General features: G+C 66.5%; 14 protein-coding genes, 3 tRNA genes and 1 pseudogene. 7 read left to right on the forward strand and 11 right to left on the reverse strand.

Annotation, left to right across the window (positions count from 1 at the left end; genetic code table 11):
• Positions 1-34: 34 nt before the first annotated feature.
• From OSB52_RS14565 to OSB52_RS14585, 5 genes are all read right to left on the reverse strand, one after another.
• Positions 35-1117, reverse strand: coding sequence for a fused (3R)-hydroxyacyl-ACP dehydratase subunits HadA/HadB (locus OSB52_RS14565; protein WP_235723445.1), 1083 nt, complete (start codon positions 1115-1117; stop codon positions 35-37).
• Between the two features lie 175 nt (positions 1118-1292).
• The gene (gene rpmG, locus OSB52_RS14570) at positions 1293-1460 is read right to left on the reverse strand and encodes a 50S ribosomal protein L33 (RefSeq protein ID WP_003929651.1); all 168 of its coding nucleotides are present in this window, start codon (positions 1458-1460) and stop codon (positions 1293-1295) included.
• Positions 1461-1542: 82 nt separating this feature from the next.
• Positions 1543-1616, reverse strand: a tRNA-Met gene (locus OSB52_RS14575).
• A 20-nt stretch (positions 1617-1636) separates the two neighbouring features.
• A tRNA-Thr gene (locus tag OSB52_RS14580) sits at positions 1637-1709 on the reverse strand.
• A 128-nt stretch (positions 1710-1837) separates the two neighbouring features.
• A tRNA-Tyr gene (locus OSB52_RS14585) sits at positions 1838-1918 on the reverse strand.
• A 147-nt stretch (positions 1919-2065) separates the two neighbouring features.
• Here OSB52_RS14585 and OSB52_RS14590 point away from each other — a divergent pair.
• Positions 2066-2557 (forward strand): YajQ family cyclic di-GMP-binding protein, encoded by a 492-nt coding sequence (locus OSB52_RS14590; RefSeq protein WP_160900477.1) that lies wholly within the window; start codon positions 2066-2068, stop codon positions 2555-2557.
• 107 nt (positions 2558-2664) lie between these two features.
• On the opposite strand, the gene OSB52_RS14595 is transcribed toward OSB52_RS14590, so the two are convergent.
• The gene (locus tag OSB52_RS14595; RefSeq protein WP_266062433.1) at positions 2665-3327 is read right to left on the reverse strand and encodes a helix-turn-helix domain-containing protein; all 663 of its coding nucleotides are present in this window, start codon (positions 3325-3327) and stop codon (positions 2665-2667) included.
• 96 nt (positions 3328-3423) lie between these two features.
• Between OSB52_RS14595 and OSB52_RS14600 the strand changes: the two genes are divergently transcribed.
• Complete coding sequence (locus OSB52_RS14600) at positions 3424-4347, forward strand: oxidoreductase (protein WP_266062434.1); 924 nt, start codon at positions 3424-3426, stop codon at positions 4345-4347.
• 56 nt (positions 4348-4403) lie between these two features.
• Here the strand turns inward: OSB52_RS14600 and OSB52_RS14605 are convergent, their stop codons facing one another.
• From OSB52_RS14605 to htpX, 3 genes are read right to left on the reverse strand one after another with little or no spacing between them, the layout of a single operon-like run.
• Positions 4404-4832, reverse strand: coding sequence for a TA system VapC family ribonuclease toxin (locus tag OSB52_RS14605; RefSeq protein WP_235723442.1), 429 nt, complete (start codon positions 4830-4832; stop codon positions 4404-4406).
• Positions 4825-5055, reverse strand: coding sequence for a hypothetical protein (locus tag OSB52_RS14610; RefSeq protein WP_235723441.1), 231 nt, complete (start codon positions 5053-5055; stop codon positions 4825-4827). Before OSB52_RS14610 ends, OSB52_RS14605 begins: the two co-directional genes overlap by 8 nt.
• Positions 5056-5085: 30 nt before the next feature.
• Positions 5086-5949, reverse strand: coding sequence for a zinc metalloprotease HtpX (gene htpX / locus OSB52_RS14615; protein ID WP_235723588.1), 864 nt, complete (start codon positions 5947-5949; stop codon positions 5086-5088).
• A 207-nt stretch (positions 5950-6156) separates the two neighbouring features.
• Between htpX and OSB52_RS14620 the strand changes: the two genes are divergently transcribed.
• The 3 genes and pseudogenes from OSB52_RS14620 to OSB52_RS14625 all read left to right on the forward strand — a co-directional run bounded on the left by OSB52_RS14620 (position 6157) and on the right by OSB52_RS14625 (position 7685).
• Positions 6157-6588 (forward strand): peroxidase family protein, encoded by a 432-nt coding sequence (locus OSB52_RS14620; RefSeq protein WP_266062436.1) that lies wholly within the window; start codon positions 6157-6159, stop codon positions 6586-6588.
• A gap of 24 nt (positions 6589-6612) precedes the next feature.
• Positions 6613-7011 (forward strand): annotated as a pseudogene (locus OSB52_RS25160) (peroxidase family protein); the annotation flags it as partial.
• A 215-nt stretch (positions 7012-7226) separates the two neighbouring features.
• On the forward strand, positions 7227-7685 hold the full coding sequence (locus OSB52_RS14625; RefSeq protein WP_266062438.1) for a peroxidase family protein: 459 nt from the start codon (positions 7227-7229) through the stop codon (positions 7683-7685).
• Between the two features lie 121 nt (positions 7686-7806).
• Here OSB52_RS14625 and OSB52_RS14630 read toward each other — a convergent pair whose 3' ends face one another.
• Entirely contained in the window at positions 7807-8826 is a 1020-nt protein-coding gene (locus OSB52_RS14630) for a polyprenyl synthetase family protein (RefSeq protein WP_266062440.1), read from the reverse strand.
• Between the two features lie 102 nt (positions 8827-8928).
• On the opposite strand from OSB52_RS14630, the gene OSB52_RS14635 reads away from it, so the two are divergent.
• Complete coding sequence (locus OSB52_RS14635) at positions 8929-10230, forward strand: geranylgeranyl reductase family protein (protein WP_266062442.1); 1302 nt, start codon at positions 8929-8931, stop codon at positions 10228-10230.
• 275 nt (positions 10231-10505) lie between these two features.
• A complete protein-coding gene (locus OSB52_RS14640; RefSeq protein ID WP_266062443.1) occupies positions 10506-11477 on the forward strand; it encodes an oxygenase MpaB family protein in 972 nt (323 codons plus the stop codon).
• Here OSB52_RS14640 and OSB52_RS14645 read toward each other — a convergent pair.
• Positions 11459-12157 carry a demethylmenaquinone methyltransferase gene (locus tag OSB52_RS14645; protein ID WP_235726325.1) on the reverse strand — a complete coding sequence of 233 codons (699 nt, stop codon included), beginning with the start codon at positions 12155-12157 and terminating at the stop codon, positions 11459-11461. The genes OSB52_RS14640 and OSB52_RS14645 overlap by 19 nt on opposite strands.
• Between the last annotated feature and the right edge of the window lie 16 nt (positions 12158-12173).

Raw genomic sequence — 12173 nt, forward strand, 5'->3', positions numbered from 1 at the left:
GTCGGCGGGCCACCGATTACGCGGACGGCAGCACTCAGTTGAATTGCACGTGCGCCAGCGCGCGACCGAAGATCTTGCGGTCGCCCTGCTTTGCGACGATCGCGATCACGCCGCGCCGGGTCTCCGGATCCAGCGACTTGATCTTGCCGGTGAAGTCGACCTGGGCGTAGCCCTCGGCCGGGACGTACACCGGGCTGGTGAAGCGCACGTTGTACTCGTAGATCGCGGCCGGATCTCCGACGAAGCTGCTGACGAAACTGGCGCCCAGCCCCATCGACTGCATGCCGTGCGCGACGACGGTTTCCAGCCCGATGACCTTGGCGACCTCGTCGGAGAAGTGGATGGGGTTGGGATCGCCGGCCACCCCGGCGTAGTTCACCAGATTGCCGCGGGTGAGTGTCTTGGTCATCGCCGGCAGTTCCTGACCGACGGTCAGGTCGTCGAAGTCGATCGCCGAATACGGCTTGGGATCGACCTGCGGGTCGGGCAGCGAGTACCGCTCGAACGGACCGTGCACCGTCTTGGGCATGACGGCTTCCCGGTCGACCTTCATCATCACGTGCTCGAGCTTGTCGAGGACGTCGGGATCGGCCTCCACGGCCGGGCGGGCCACCAGGCTGGTCCAGGTGGTCATCACCGGTTCGTCGTGCTGGTTCCAGATGATGTTCTTGGTCACCATCACGTCGGTGCCGGCCATCTGACGGAAGGACTCGAGCGAGACGTCACAGATCAGCTGATCGCCGACCTTGACCGGCTGGTGGAACACCAGACGCTGGTCGGTCTGCATGATCTGCCACAGGTCGTAGCCGGTGACGACGTCTTCGAACAGGCGGCGCTGAGCGATGATGCCGAGCACGGAGACGAAGGTGGGTGCGGCGATCAGGGTGTCGTGACCAAGCTCGGCGGCGGCCTGCTCGTTCCAGTGGACGGGGTGGTCGTCCTGGACGGCACGGGCGTGCTTGCGGACCTCTTCGCGACCGACCTCGTAGTAGTCGTCGACGGTGTAGTTGTAGCCCACCATCGCCTGGGTGTGGGCGGCGATCTCCTCCGGCGTCAGCTTGACGCCGTTCTTCAGTGCCTCGATCCGCTGCTGGATCTCCGCTTCGGTCACTGACATCGGATACCGCTCCTTCACTGCGCCAACCCGTGGCGCCGTTCCCCGTGCGCTGCTAGCTGTCGCCGTCAGCATGGCCGGTCGGCTCCGACCGGGTTCGCCCTACGGCTGCGGGCTGCCTCTTGGATCAAGAGGCAGCCCGCTTTAGTCGTTCATACCGGAATCGCCGGTGATGCGCTCAGCGCGATTCCTTATGTGCCTGATGCTTGCCGCAGTTCGGGCAGAACTTCTTGATCTCGAGGCGGTCGGGATCGTTGCGGCGGTTCTTCTTGGTGATGTAGTTACGGTGCTTGCACACCTCGCACGCCAAGGTGATCTTGGGGCGAACATCTGTTGAGGAGGCCACTTCGTTGCCTTCTTTCGGTGGTACGTGGCGGGCTCGGCTGCCCTATTGCGTGTTCGGCTCCGAGCTGGTCGGCACCGATGTGTAGCGGTGGAGGGACTCGATCCCTCGACCTCACGATTATGAGTCGTGCGCTCTAACCAGCTGAGCTACACCGCCATGTGGACTGGGGTCCAGCGAGCCCCCTGACGGAATCGAACCGTCGACCTTTTCCTTACCATGGAAACGCTCTGCCGACTGAGCTAAGGGGGCGTGCCCGATCAGACCCAGATCGGATCTGCTCGAGAGCCTTAACGAGGTTACACACTGAAGCAGGCGCTCACCAAATCGCTGGTCGCGACCGGTGGCGAGCGCCGAATCATCAGCGATTTACCACGTCGTGGCAGGTATAGGATTCGAACCTATGTAGCTTGCGCGACGGATTTACAGTCCGCTCCCTTTGGCCGCTCGGGCAACCTGCCGTGCCGCTCCGCCAACCGTTCACACGGCTGTAAGAACAACGCCGTGAAGAATACAACGAGCATCCCGCATCCACGCAAATCGGCTGTTCAGAGGCTCATCGCGGGTTCGGTCCGGAGTCGGCGCAGCACGACGATAGGCTGTCGGTCATGGCTGATTCATCGTTCGACGTGGTGAGCAAGGTCGACCGCCAGGAGGTCGACAACGCCCTCAATCAGGCGGCGAAGGAACTGTCGCAGCGCTACGACTTCCGCGGCACCAACACCGGTATCGAGTGGTCCGGCGAGGAGACCATCGTGATCACCTCCGACGCCGAGGAGCGCGCGCAGGCCGGGCTCGAGGTGTTCAAGGAGAAGTTGATCCGCCGCGACATCTCACTCAAGGCGTTCGACGCCGGCGAACCCGCGGCGTCGGGCAAGACGTTCAAGATCTCCGGGAAGATCGTCGAGGGCATCGACTCCGAGCACGCCAAGAAGATCTCCAAGAAGATCCGTGACGAGGGCCCCAAGGGCGTCAAGGCGCAGATCCAGGGCGAGGAACTGCGCGTGTCGAGCAAGAAGCGCGACGACCTCCAGGCCGTCATCGCACTACTCAAGGGTGAGGACTTCGGGATCGCGCTGCAGTTCGTGAACTACCGCTAGACAACCGCTGATCGAGTAACCACCGGCCCACCCGACACGACGCCCCAACCGCTGATCGAGTAGCCGCCGAGGCGCCAGCCGAGGCAGCGTATCGAGATCAGGTTCGCCTAGACGATCCCGATCTCACGCGCCCGCACGCCGGCCTGAAACCGCGATCGCGCGCCGAGTGCATCCATCAGCTCGGCGACGCGCCGACGGTAGGTCCGCACGCCGAGCCCGAGGCTGCGTGCGGCGGTCTCGTCCTTGACCCCTTGCCCCAGCAGGTCGAGGACCTGCGGGGCCAGCGCGCGGATGTCGGCGATGCCCGCGTCGTAGGCGGCGAGGTCGGTCGCCGAGCGCCAGGCGGCCTCGAACAGCGACGACACCCCGTGCACCGCGTCCGGCTGGGTGATGACGCTGTAGCTGCGCTGCCCTCCCGTGCGGTCGCCGGCCAGGATCACGATCCGGCGATCGAGGATGATGGTTTCGTTGATCTCGTCGGCGGTCACCCGGATGTCGGCGCCGTACTGATCGCGCCGCACTGCCAGATGGTGTGCCGCGACCGGGTCGAGGAGGGTCGCCGCCCGGTAGATCTTGCGGACACGCACGGGACCGCGATGCTGTGTCCCGACCACCCTCTCCGGGGTATCCGACGTTCCGTGCTGCCACGCGAACGTCCACAGGTCGTTGGCCGCGCACGACACCTCGGTCGCGGTCGCGAACAGATGCTCGGTGCGGCGGAACAATTCCTCTTCGCTGCGCACGACGGTGACGGAGTCGGTGTCGGTCATGACCTCCAGTGTGCGCCCGCAGAGCGATTCACGGACGGTGTGGCAGCTTGTTGCCAGAGCACAACACCGCGGCCGCGGACTCGCCACAGTGGTCCTATGACCATTGATCACCACCTCCACACCCCGACCCCGACCGCCGACGCTGCGGGCACCTGGCGACTCGGCGACCGCACCGTCAACCGTCTGGGCCTGGGCGCGATGCGCCTGGGCGGTATGCCCTGGGAGCCACCCCGTAACCGCGACGACGCACTCGCCGTGCTGCGCCGGGCCGTCGAACTCGGCGTCGACCACATCGACACGGCCGCGTTCTACTTCACGCCGACCCGGCTGGCCAACGAGCTGATCAGCACCGCGCTGCAGCCCTTCCCCGATGATCTGACGCTGGTCACCAAGGTCGGACCCAGCCGGTCGCGTGACGGCGAGTTCGAGCCGATGGCGCGTCCCGAGCAGCTGCGCGGGCAGGTCGAGGAGAATCTGCGTCAACTCGGGATCGACACGATCGACGTGGTGAATCTGCGCTGCGGCACCAGCATGGACAAGACCGATGCGTCGATCGCCGAACATCTCGGCGCGCTCGCCGAACTGCGCGACGCCGGGCTGCTGCGTCACATCGGCATCTCCAACGTGACGGCCGACCAGCTGGCCGAGGCACTGACGGTGACGCCGGTCGTCAGCGTGCAGAACCGCTACGGCCTCACCGACCGCGGCGACGACGATCTGCTAAAACTGTGCGGCGCGAAGGGCATCGCCTTCGTCCCGTTCTTCGCGGTCGCCACCGCCAGCGGCGCCTCCCCCGATGGCCCGGACACGACCGGACAGGCGCAGATCAGTTCGATCGCCGAGAAGTACGACGCGTCGCCGGCCCAAATCCGACTCGCGTGGACGCTGCATCGGGGCCCGCATGTGCTCGCCATCCCCGGCACCGGCAACCCGGCACATGTCGAGCAGAACATCGCGAGCGCATCACTGCGACTCGACGACGCCGACCTCGCAACGCTCGACGCCATCGCGGCCGGCTGATCCGACGAGTCGCCGAGGACCCCGATCTGCGTGGTCAGCATGCGGTGGTGCTGCCCTCATCCCAACGTGTGAATGCGCTGCTGGTCGTCGGGGGCCAGCACCGGTGCGATCTTCGTGTCGAAGGTGACCAGGCGCGCAGAATTCTGTGCGGCCAGATTTACCAGGTGTAGGTCGGTGACCTGACGGAAGCCGACGAGACCGGTGAGGCCGATACTTGCGTGAGCCAGGGACGAATCGTCCGGCAGGAATACCGAACGCTCATGCGCCCGCAGTGAGCGCAGCGTGGTCAACGCCGTCTCCGCCTCCACCACTCGGCCCATCACCGACCGGTTGAGCGCCGTCCTCAGCAGGCCGGCCTCCGTGATCGGCGTCGTCGCGAATCGTCCGGTGGCGGCGAACCATTCCTGCGCAGATCGGTGATGGACGTGGGAGGGCGCAAGGAGCGCCACCAGCACATTGACGTCGGGCAGGTCGAGGTCACTCATCGTCGAGCATGGCACGGGCGACCATCTCGTCGGTCACCACGTGGCCCGGTTCAGAGGGCAGCAGCACGAGCCCTTCCGGTTCGGCCGGTCGCGGATTCTCAGAGGACAGACCTGCCATCGCGAGTTCGGAGACCGCTTGGCCGATGCTCGCGTTGCGTCCGTCGTTCACGCGAGCACGCGCAGCGGCCAGCACTCGTGGGTCGATGTCCAGCGTGGTGCGCATGCCTCAGGGTAGCGCATCACGCATCACGCATCACCGTCCCGCGTGCGGTCCCCGCCTCGCCATCTCGTGGAGCCGTGCAATCCGGTCCTCGGTCGGCGGGTGACTGGAGAACAGCTTCGCCACCCCGCCGCCACGGAATGGGTTGGCGATCATCAGGTGCGACTGCGACTCGATCTTCGGGTCCTCCGGCAACGGCGCGCGGTCGATGCCGCCACTGATCTTGGCCAGCGCCGAGGCCAGTGCGAGCGGGTCGCCGGTGAGCTCGGCACCCGACTGATCGGCCTGGTACTCCCGCGACCGCGACACCGACATCTTGATCACCGACGCCGCGAGCGGACCGAGCAGGGTGATCATCAGCACGCCCAGGATTCCCGGGCCGTTGCCGTTGCGGCCGCCGCCGAAGAAGAACGCGAAGTTGGCCAGGCCGGTGATGATCGAGGCCATCGCGCCGGCGATCGACGAGATCAGGATGTCGCGGTTGTAGACGTGCGACAGTTCGTGGCCCAGCACCGCCCGCAGCTCTCGTTCGTCGAGTATTCGCATGATGCCTGCGGTGCAGCAGACCGCGGCGTTCTTCGGGTTGCGGCCGGTCGCGAACGCGTTCGGCGACTCGGTGGGGCTGATGTAGAGGGCCGGCATCGGCTGGCGCGCACTGGTCGCCAATTCCCGCACGATGCGGTAGAGCACCGGCGCCTGCACCTCGGTGACAGGCTGTGCATGCATCGACCGCAGCGCCAGCTTGGCGGAGTTGAAGTAGACGTAGGCGTTGGTGCCGATCGCGATCACCACCGCGAACAGCAGGATCGTCGGGCTCTGGAACATCGCCCCGATACCGACGATGATCGCCGACATCAGGCCCATCAACGCAGCGGTCTTCAGACCATTGAAGTGCATCAGTCCCTCGTTCTCGCGCATCACCCGACGTACGTCGTCAGGGTGCTTTCACTCTTCCAAACGTCCGAGGCGTCGGCAGAGTTTCCACACCGCACCCGCGCGGGCGTTTCGCCACCCCGATATGAGGTAGCGAACTACTCATGACCTGGGGTTCTGCGCTCCGTAGCGTCGGATTTCCACCCCCCGACGACGATCACGAGGCCCCTGATGTTCACCAAGTTCAGCCAGACCGGCGAAGTCGCGACCCAAGACGAACTCCTGTTCACCACACCCTTCGGCTACATGTTCGGCGACGCCGCGCACTCTGCGTCGTGCCTACTGCCCCAGTCCTGCGAGACGATCACCGCCCTCAAACAACTCGGCGATGCGATGGCGACCGATGAAACCGGGCTGCCGAACGACTCGACGACGCTGCCGGCGATCCTCACCTACCTCGGCCAGTTCATCGATCACGACCTCACCGCGCGCACAGATCGCGAGTCGGCGGTGTCCACGATCGGCCGGGGTGAACCGGTGACGCCACGCGATCCCGACGAGGTGGTGGCGAATCTGCACAACGGGCGACGCCCGCAACTCGATCTCGACAGCGTGTTCGGGGACGGGCCGTCGCTGGTCGGCGTATCGGAGACCACGTCTTAGGTGCTGTACGCCATCGACCTGAAAATGACGGTCTTCCAACCGTCGTCGACTCGGCGCGACGTCCCGCGCGATCCGGCGACCCGCGTCGCGGTCATCGCCGACGCCCGCAACGACGAGAACCCCAACATCTCGGCGCTGCACTGCGCATTCCTGTTGTTTTACAACAAGATCTACGACGCGCAGGTCGCCGGGACGCCCGCGTGCAAGCACATTCGCGCACGCCAGCTGACCCGTTGGGCCTACCAGTACATCGTCGTGCAGGACTATCTGGCCCGCGTGTGTGACCTCGGTGTCGTCATCGACACGCTCGCCAACGGGCCGCGCTATTACGGTGTGTCCGCCGGACACGGCCAGACGTTCATGCCGCTTGAGTTCTCCACGGCGGCGTTCCGCTTCGGGCACACGATGATCCGGCCGGAGTATCGGCTTCGCGGTGGCCAGAGTCCGATCGCGGTGATGGACATCCTCGCGCCGAGCCGCCCCGATGCGGCCGGCAACCGAACGCCACCTTCTTCGACACCGGCGACGCGACCCCGCATCAACTGCGGTCCTCGGCGATCCTCGACTTCACCTTTTTCGCCGGCAGCGGCCCGAACGTCCAGAAGGCCCGCAAGATCGACTCGAACATCTCCGCCGGGTTGGGCTCGCTGCCACTCGGGCCGCGCACCGGCGATCCGATCCTCGGCCACCTGGCCAAGTCGAACCTGGTGCGCGGCTACAGCTTGTCGATACCCACCGCGCAAGCATGCTGCGAGGCGATGGGCGTCGAACCGATGACGATCATGCAGATGGGCGGTGCCGGTGAATCCGCGAACGTCAAGAACATCCTGGAGACCACCGCTCTCGGCCAGCGCACCCCGCTCTGGTATTACATCCTCCGCGAGGCCGCAGTGCAGCAGAACGGTGAACGGCTCGGCGAACTCGGCAGCCGCATCGTCTGCGAGACCATCATCGGTTCGCTGAAGTTCGATCCGAACAGCTACCTCAACGCCAACGACCTCGCCGTGACACCGCTGGGAGTCGACGTCGGCACCGCTGTGATTCGCACCCTCACCGACCTCCTCAACCACGCCGGCGTCGGCCCGGTCGGCCCCTGACGGTTCTGGCCGCAGCTCCCGATTCCGGCTTGGAGTCGAAACTGCGGCCAGACACCGCGGGTGCCGCCAGAACTTTCGGCCAACCCCGCGCGACCAACCTCGTGCGGCTAGCCTCGTGCGGCTAGCCCGTGCGGTCGATGGTGTAGCGGACCAGGGAGCTGAGAGCGCCGTGGGCGGGGCTGTCGGGAAGTTGCGCGAGCACCGCCTCGGCTTCGTCGGCGTAGGCCCGCAACCGGTCGTGCGCGGCCGTCATCCCCGACGACGCATTGAGCACCTCGATGGCCTCGGCCACCTCGGCGTCGTCGGTGACCGGACGCGCCTTGCCGGTCTGCGGGTCGAGCAGCAGCTGCCGCAGCCGCTGCGACGCCGCATCGTCGCTGCGCAACGCGTACAGCACCGGCAGCGTGTGCACGCCCTCGCGTAGGTCGGTGCCGGGCGTCTTCCCGGAGTCGCCGCTGACCGAGCTGATGTCGATGATGTCGTCGGACACCTGGAAGGCTGTGCCTATGATGTCGCCGAGCCTGGACAACCGCTCGACGTCGTCGGTGGTGGCGTCGGCGGCCATCGCACCGAACCGGCCCGACGCGGCGATCAGCGACCCGGTCTTCTCCCACACCACCTTCAGGTAGTGCTCGATGGGATCGCCGCCGTCGGCCACGCCCACGGTCTCCCGCATCTGACCGGTCACCAGTTCGGCAAAGGTCTCCGCGATGATGCGCACCGCATCCGGGCCCAGCGTCGACACCAGCCGCGACGCCCGAGCAAACAGGAAGTCGCCGGACAGTATCGCCACCGAGTTGGTCCACCTCGAGTTGGCGCTCGCGGCACCACGCCGCAGCTGCGCCTCGTCCATCACGTCGTCGTGATACAGCGTGGCCAGGTGGATCATCTCCACCACGGTGGCCGAGGTGATGACCTCCGACGCGTCCGGCCGCCCGCCGAACTGCGCGGCGAGGATCGCGAACATCGGGCGAAAGCGCTTGCCGCCGGCCTTGGCCAGGTGCGTCGCCGCCTCGGTCATGATCTCGTCACCCGATGAGAGTTCGGCCAGCAACAGATCCTCGACCTGCGCCAACGACGTCCGGACCGTCTCGGCGAACTCGTCGGTGCCCAGGTCCAGCCCGGCGAATGTGGACTTCACTGCGCTAGCCGCTCCATCTCGTCGTCTTCTACAACCGACCACCATCGGTCGGCTGCCGTGCTGCCGAGCCTAGTCGTTGTGGCGGCCCGACATACTGGTCGGGTGAGTAGCGACGACTCCCCACCGCTCGATGCCCGGCACACGGTTCCCGAGCGCACCGACGTCCTCGTCGTCGGCGCAGGTCCGGGCGGTTCCGCGGCCGCAGCGTATGCCGCGGCCGCCGGTCGCGACGTGGTGCTGCTTGATGCTGCGACGTTCCCGCGCGACAAGACCTGCGGCGACGGTCTCACCCCGCGCGCGGTGGCCGAACTCGGTCACCTCGGTCTCGGAGATTTCCTCACCCATCGCCCGCGTATCGACGGACTCGCGCTGCACGGGTGGGGCGCCCACCAGTTGGTCCGATGGCCCTCAGGCCGGTTCCCGGCCTACGGCAGTGCCGTGTCGCGGATGGAGCTCGACGACGCCATCCGCGCTCTCGCGGTATCCCGCGGAGCGCGAATGGTGCAGGGCGCCAAGGCCGTCGACGTCACAATGACCGGTGACCGGATCGCCGAGGTCGTCGTCGAGGGCGAGTCCGGCCGGACGCCGATCGCGGTGGATGAGGTGATCGTCGCCGACGGGGTGCGGTCGGGATTGGGCAAGAAACTCGGCCGTGAGTGGCATCGGGAGACCGCCTACGGCGTCGCCGCCCGCGCGTATGTGCCGTCGGGTCGCGCCGACGATCACTGGATGGGTTCGCACCTGGAACTACGCGGTCCCGACGGCGAGCTGCTCCCCGGCTACGGCTGGGTGTTCCCGCTCGGCGACGTCGCGCCCGGCCCGCTGCCGCTGTCGGGCGGGCTGCTCAACGTCGGTGTCGGCGCGCTGGCCACCGCGAAGCGTCCGGCACACATGGCGCTGCGCCCGATCCTGGAGCACTACGCGGCGATGGTCGGCGACGAGTGGGCCATCACCGGCACCCCACAGTTACTCACCTCCGCGTTGCTGCCGATGGGCGGAGCCGTCACCGGCATTGCCGGACCGAACTGGATGCTCATCGGCGACGCCGCGGCCTGCGTGAACCCGCTCAACGGGGAAGGCATCGATTACGCGCTGGAGACCGGCCGGCTGGCCGTCGAGCTCCTCGCCGACTCCACCGACCACACCACCCGATGGCGCGACCTGTTGGTGGAGCACTACGGTCTGGCCTTCTCCGCCGCCCGCCGCCTGGCCGGGCTGCTCACCATGCCGCAGACTGTGCCGGCCCTCGGCCGCCCCGGCATCCGGTCGGCCCGGCTGATGTCGATGGTCGTGCGGGTGATGGGCAACCTCATCACCCCCGACGACGCCGACCTCGTCGCGCGCGCCTGGCGCACCGCCGGCCGGGTCTCCACCCGCATCGACGACCGCCCGCCGTTCAGCTGAGCCGGCCCCGTCTCCGTCCCCACCGCCAACCGAGCACGACAACCACACCACCCGCTGATCGAGCACACGACAACCACACCGAGAAACCACACCACCCGCTGATCGAGCACACGACAACCACACCGAGAAACCACACCACCCGCTGATCGAGCACACGACAACCACACCGAGAAACCACACCACCTGCTGATCGAGTAGGCGACGAGCGCAGCGAGGAGCCGTATCGAGATCACGCCACCCGCATTTGGAACAAAATGAATGATATGTTTCAACGCATGTCCAACGCCCTGCAGCGCACGCGTGACGCCATCCAGAACCGGGCGGCCGCCCGCTACCGCCACCGCGGCGAGATCGCACGCGTCGACGACGCGGTCGCCATCACCCGCATGCTCGGCACCCAAGAGTTCCCGTGGGGTATCACCCAGGCGCTGAGCTTCGCACTGTTCCGGACGTACGCGGTGCCGTCGATCGGCGAATTGCTCTACGCCACCGGACAGTTCACCGAACAGACGCAGAAACGCTACGACGACACCGTGCTGCTGCTCGACGCCCCGATCGAGCACGGCTTCGACAGCCCCGCCGGCCGCGCGGGTATTCGGCGGATCAATCAGATGCACGCGATGTACGACATCTCCAACGACGACATGCTCTACGTGCTGTCGACGTTCGTGGTGTGCCCGGTGCAGTGGGTCAATAATTACGAATGGCGCAGGCTCACCGACCACGAGATCGACGGCCTCACCAACTATTACCGCCGACTCGGCAAGCACATGGCCATCAAGGACATCCCGGAGACCTACGCGGATTTCGAACGCTTCTACGAGGACTACGAGCGCCGCCATTTCGCGTTCAGCCCGAAGTCGCTCGCCGTGGCCGACGCGACCCTGGATCTGTTGGGCACCTTCCTGCCCTACCGACTGTTGCCGCGTGCCGTGGTGCGCCGGATGTCGTTCGCGCTCATGGATGATCGGCTACTCGAGGCGTTCGGCTACCCGAAGCCCACGGCGCTCGAACGTAATGCTGTGCGCGGTGGACTGAGAGCACGCGGCCTGGCGATCCGGTTCGGCGCGCGACCTCGTTCCGAACCGCTGTACGGTCGGGAGATGACGCAGGTGTGCGGCTATCCGCGCGGATACCGTATCGAGGAGTTGGGCACGTTTGCCCCGGGATGTCCGGTGCCGCACGGGTTGTCGGCGGTGGCGACCGTCGACCCGCAAGTCACGAAGGGTCAGCGCACCGCCGAATGAATCGCCGCGATACCGCCGGTCAGATTCTGCCACGCCACGTCGGTGAAACCGGCCATCCGGATCAATGCCGCCAAATGCGGCTGGTCCGGCCATGCCCGAATCGATTCTGCGAGATAGACATACGCGGCCGGGTTGCTGGACACCTTGGTTGCAACGGCGGGCAGCGCCTTCATCAGATACTCCATGTAGACCGTGCGGAAGGCACGGAAGGTGGGAGTCGAGAACTCGCAGATCACCAGCCGGCCACCGGGTTTGAGTACCCGCCGCAACTCCGATAACGCCGTCGGCACATCGTGGACATTGCGCAGGCCGAACGAAATCGTTGCCGCGTCGAATGATTCGTCGGCGAAAGGCAGCGACATCGCATCGGCGGCCACCTTCGGCACGTCGCGGTGCGCACCGGCCTTCAGCATGCCCAGGGAGAAATCGGCCGCAATGCAGTGCGCCCCCGACGTCCCGAGTTCGACGGTCGACACCGCGGTCCCGGCGGCCAGGTCGAGCACGATGTCGCCGGGTCGCAGGTCCAGGGCCTTGCGGGTCTTGCGCCGCCAGCCGCGGTCCTGGCCGAACGAGAGGACGGTGTTGGTGCGGTCGTAGCGCTTCGCTACGCCGTCGAACATCGCGGCGACCTCGGCCGGATCCTTGTCCAGAGTTGCGCGATCCTGCGAGCCGGATTCCATGGGGACCACGCTACCC

The organism is Gordonia aquimaris (assembly GCF_026262595.1).
GTDB classification, from domain to species: Bacteria; Actinomycetota; Actinomycetes; order Mycobacteriales; family Mycobacteriaceae; genus Gordonia; species Gordonia tangerina.

Excerpts from the sequence above, each read along its gene's own strand:
- OSB52_RS14565 (WP_235723445.1), bottom strand. The coding sequence starts at position 1,117 with ATGTCAGTGACCGAAGCGGAGATCCAGCAGCGGATCGAGGCACTGAAG.
- OSB52_RS14590 (WP_160900477.1), top strand. The coding sequence starts at position 2,066 with ATGGCTGATTCATCGTTCGACGTGGTGAGCAAGGTCGACCGCCAGGAG.
- OSB52_RS14595 (WP_266062433.1), bottom strand. The coding sequence starts at position 3,327 with ATGACCGACACCGACTCCGTCACCGTCGTGCGCAGCGAAGAGGAATTG.
- OSB52_RS14600 (WP_266062434.1), top strand. The coding sequence starts at position 3,424 with ATGACCATTGATCACCACCTCCACACCCCGACCCCGACCGCCGACGCT.
- OSB52_RS14605 (WP_235723442.1), bottom strand. The coding sequence starts at position 4,832 with ATGAGTGACCTCGACCTGCCCGACGTCAATGTGCTGGTGGCGCTCCTT.
- OSB52_RS14610 (WP_235723441.1), bottom strand. The coding sequence starts at position 5,055 with ATGCGCACCACGCTGGACATCGACCCACGAGTGCTGGCCGCTGCGCGT.
- htpX (WP_235723588.1), bottom strand. The coding sequence starts at position 5,949 with ATGCACTTCAATGGTCTGAAGACCGCTGCGTTGATGGGCCTGATGTCG.
- OSB52_RS14620 (WP_266062436.1), top strand. The coding sequence starts at position 6,157 with ATGTTCACCAAGTTCAGCCAGACCGGCGAAGTCGCGACCCAAGACGAA.
- OSB52_RS14640 (WP_266062443.1), top strand. The coding sequence starts at position 10,506 with ATGTCCAACGCCCTGCAGCGCACGCGTGACGCCATCCAGAACCGGGCG.
- OSB52_RS14645 (WP_235726325.1), bottom strand. The coding sequence starts at position 12,157 with ATGGAATCCGGCTCGCAGGATCGCGCAACTCTGGACAAGGATCCGGCC.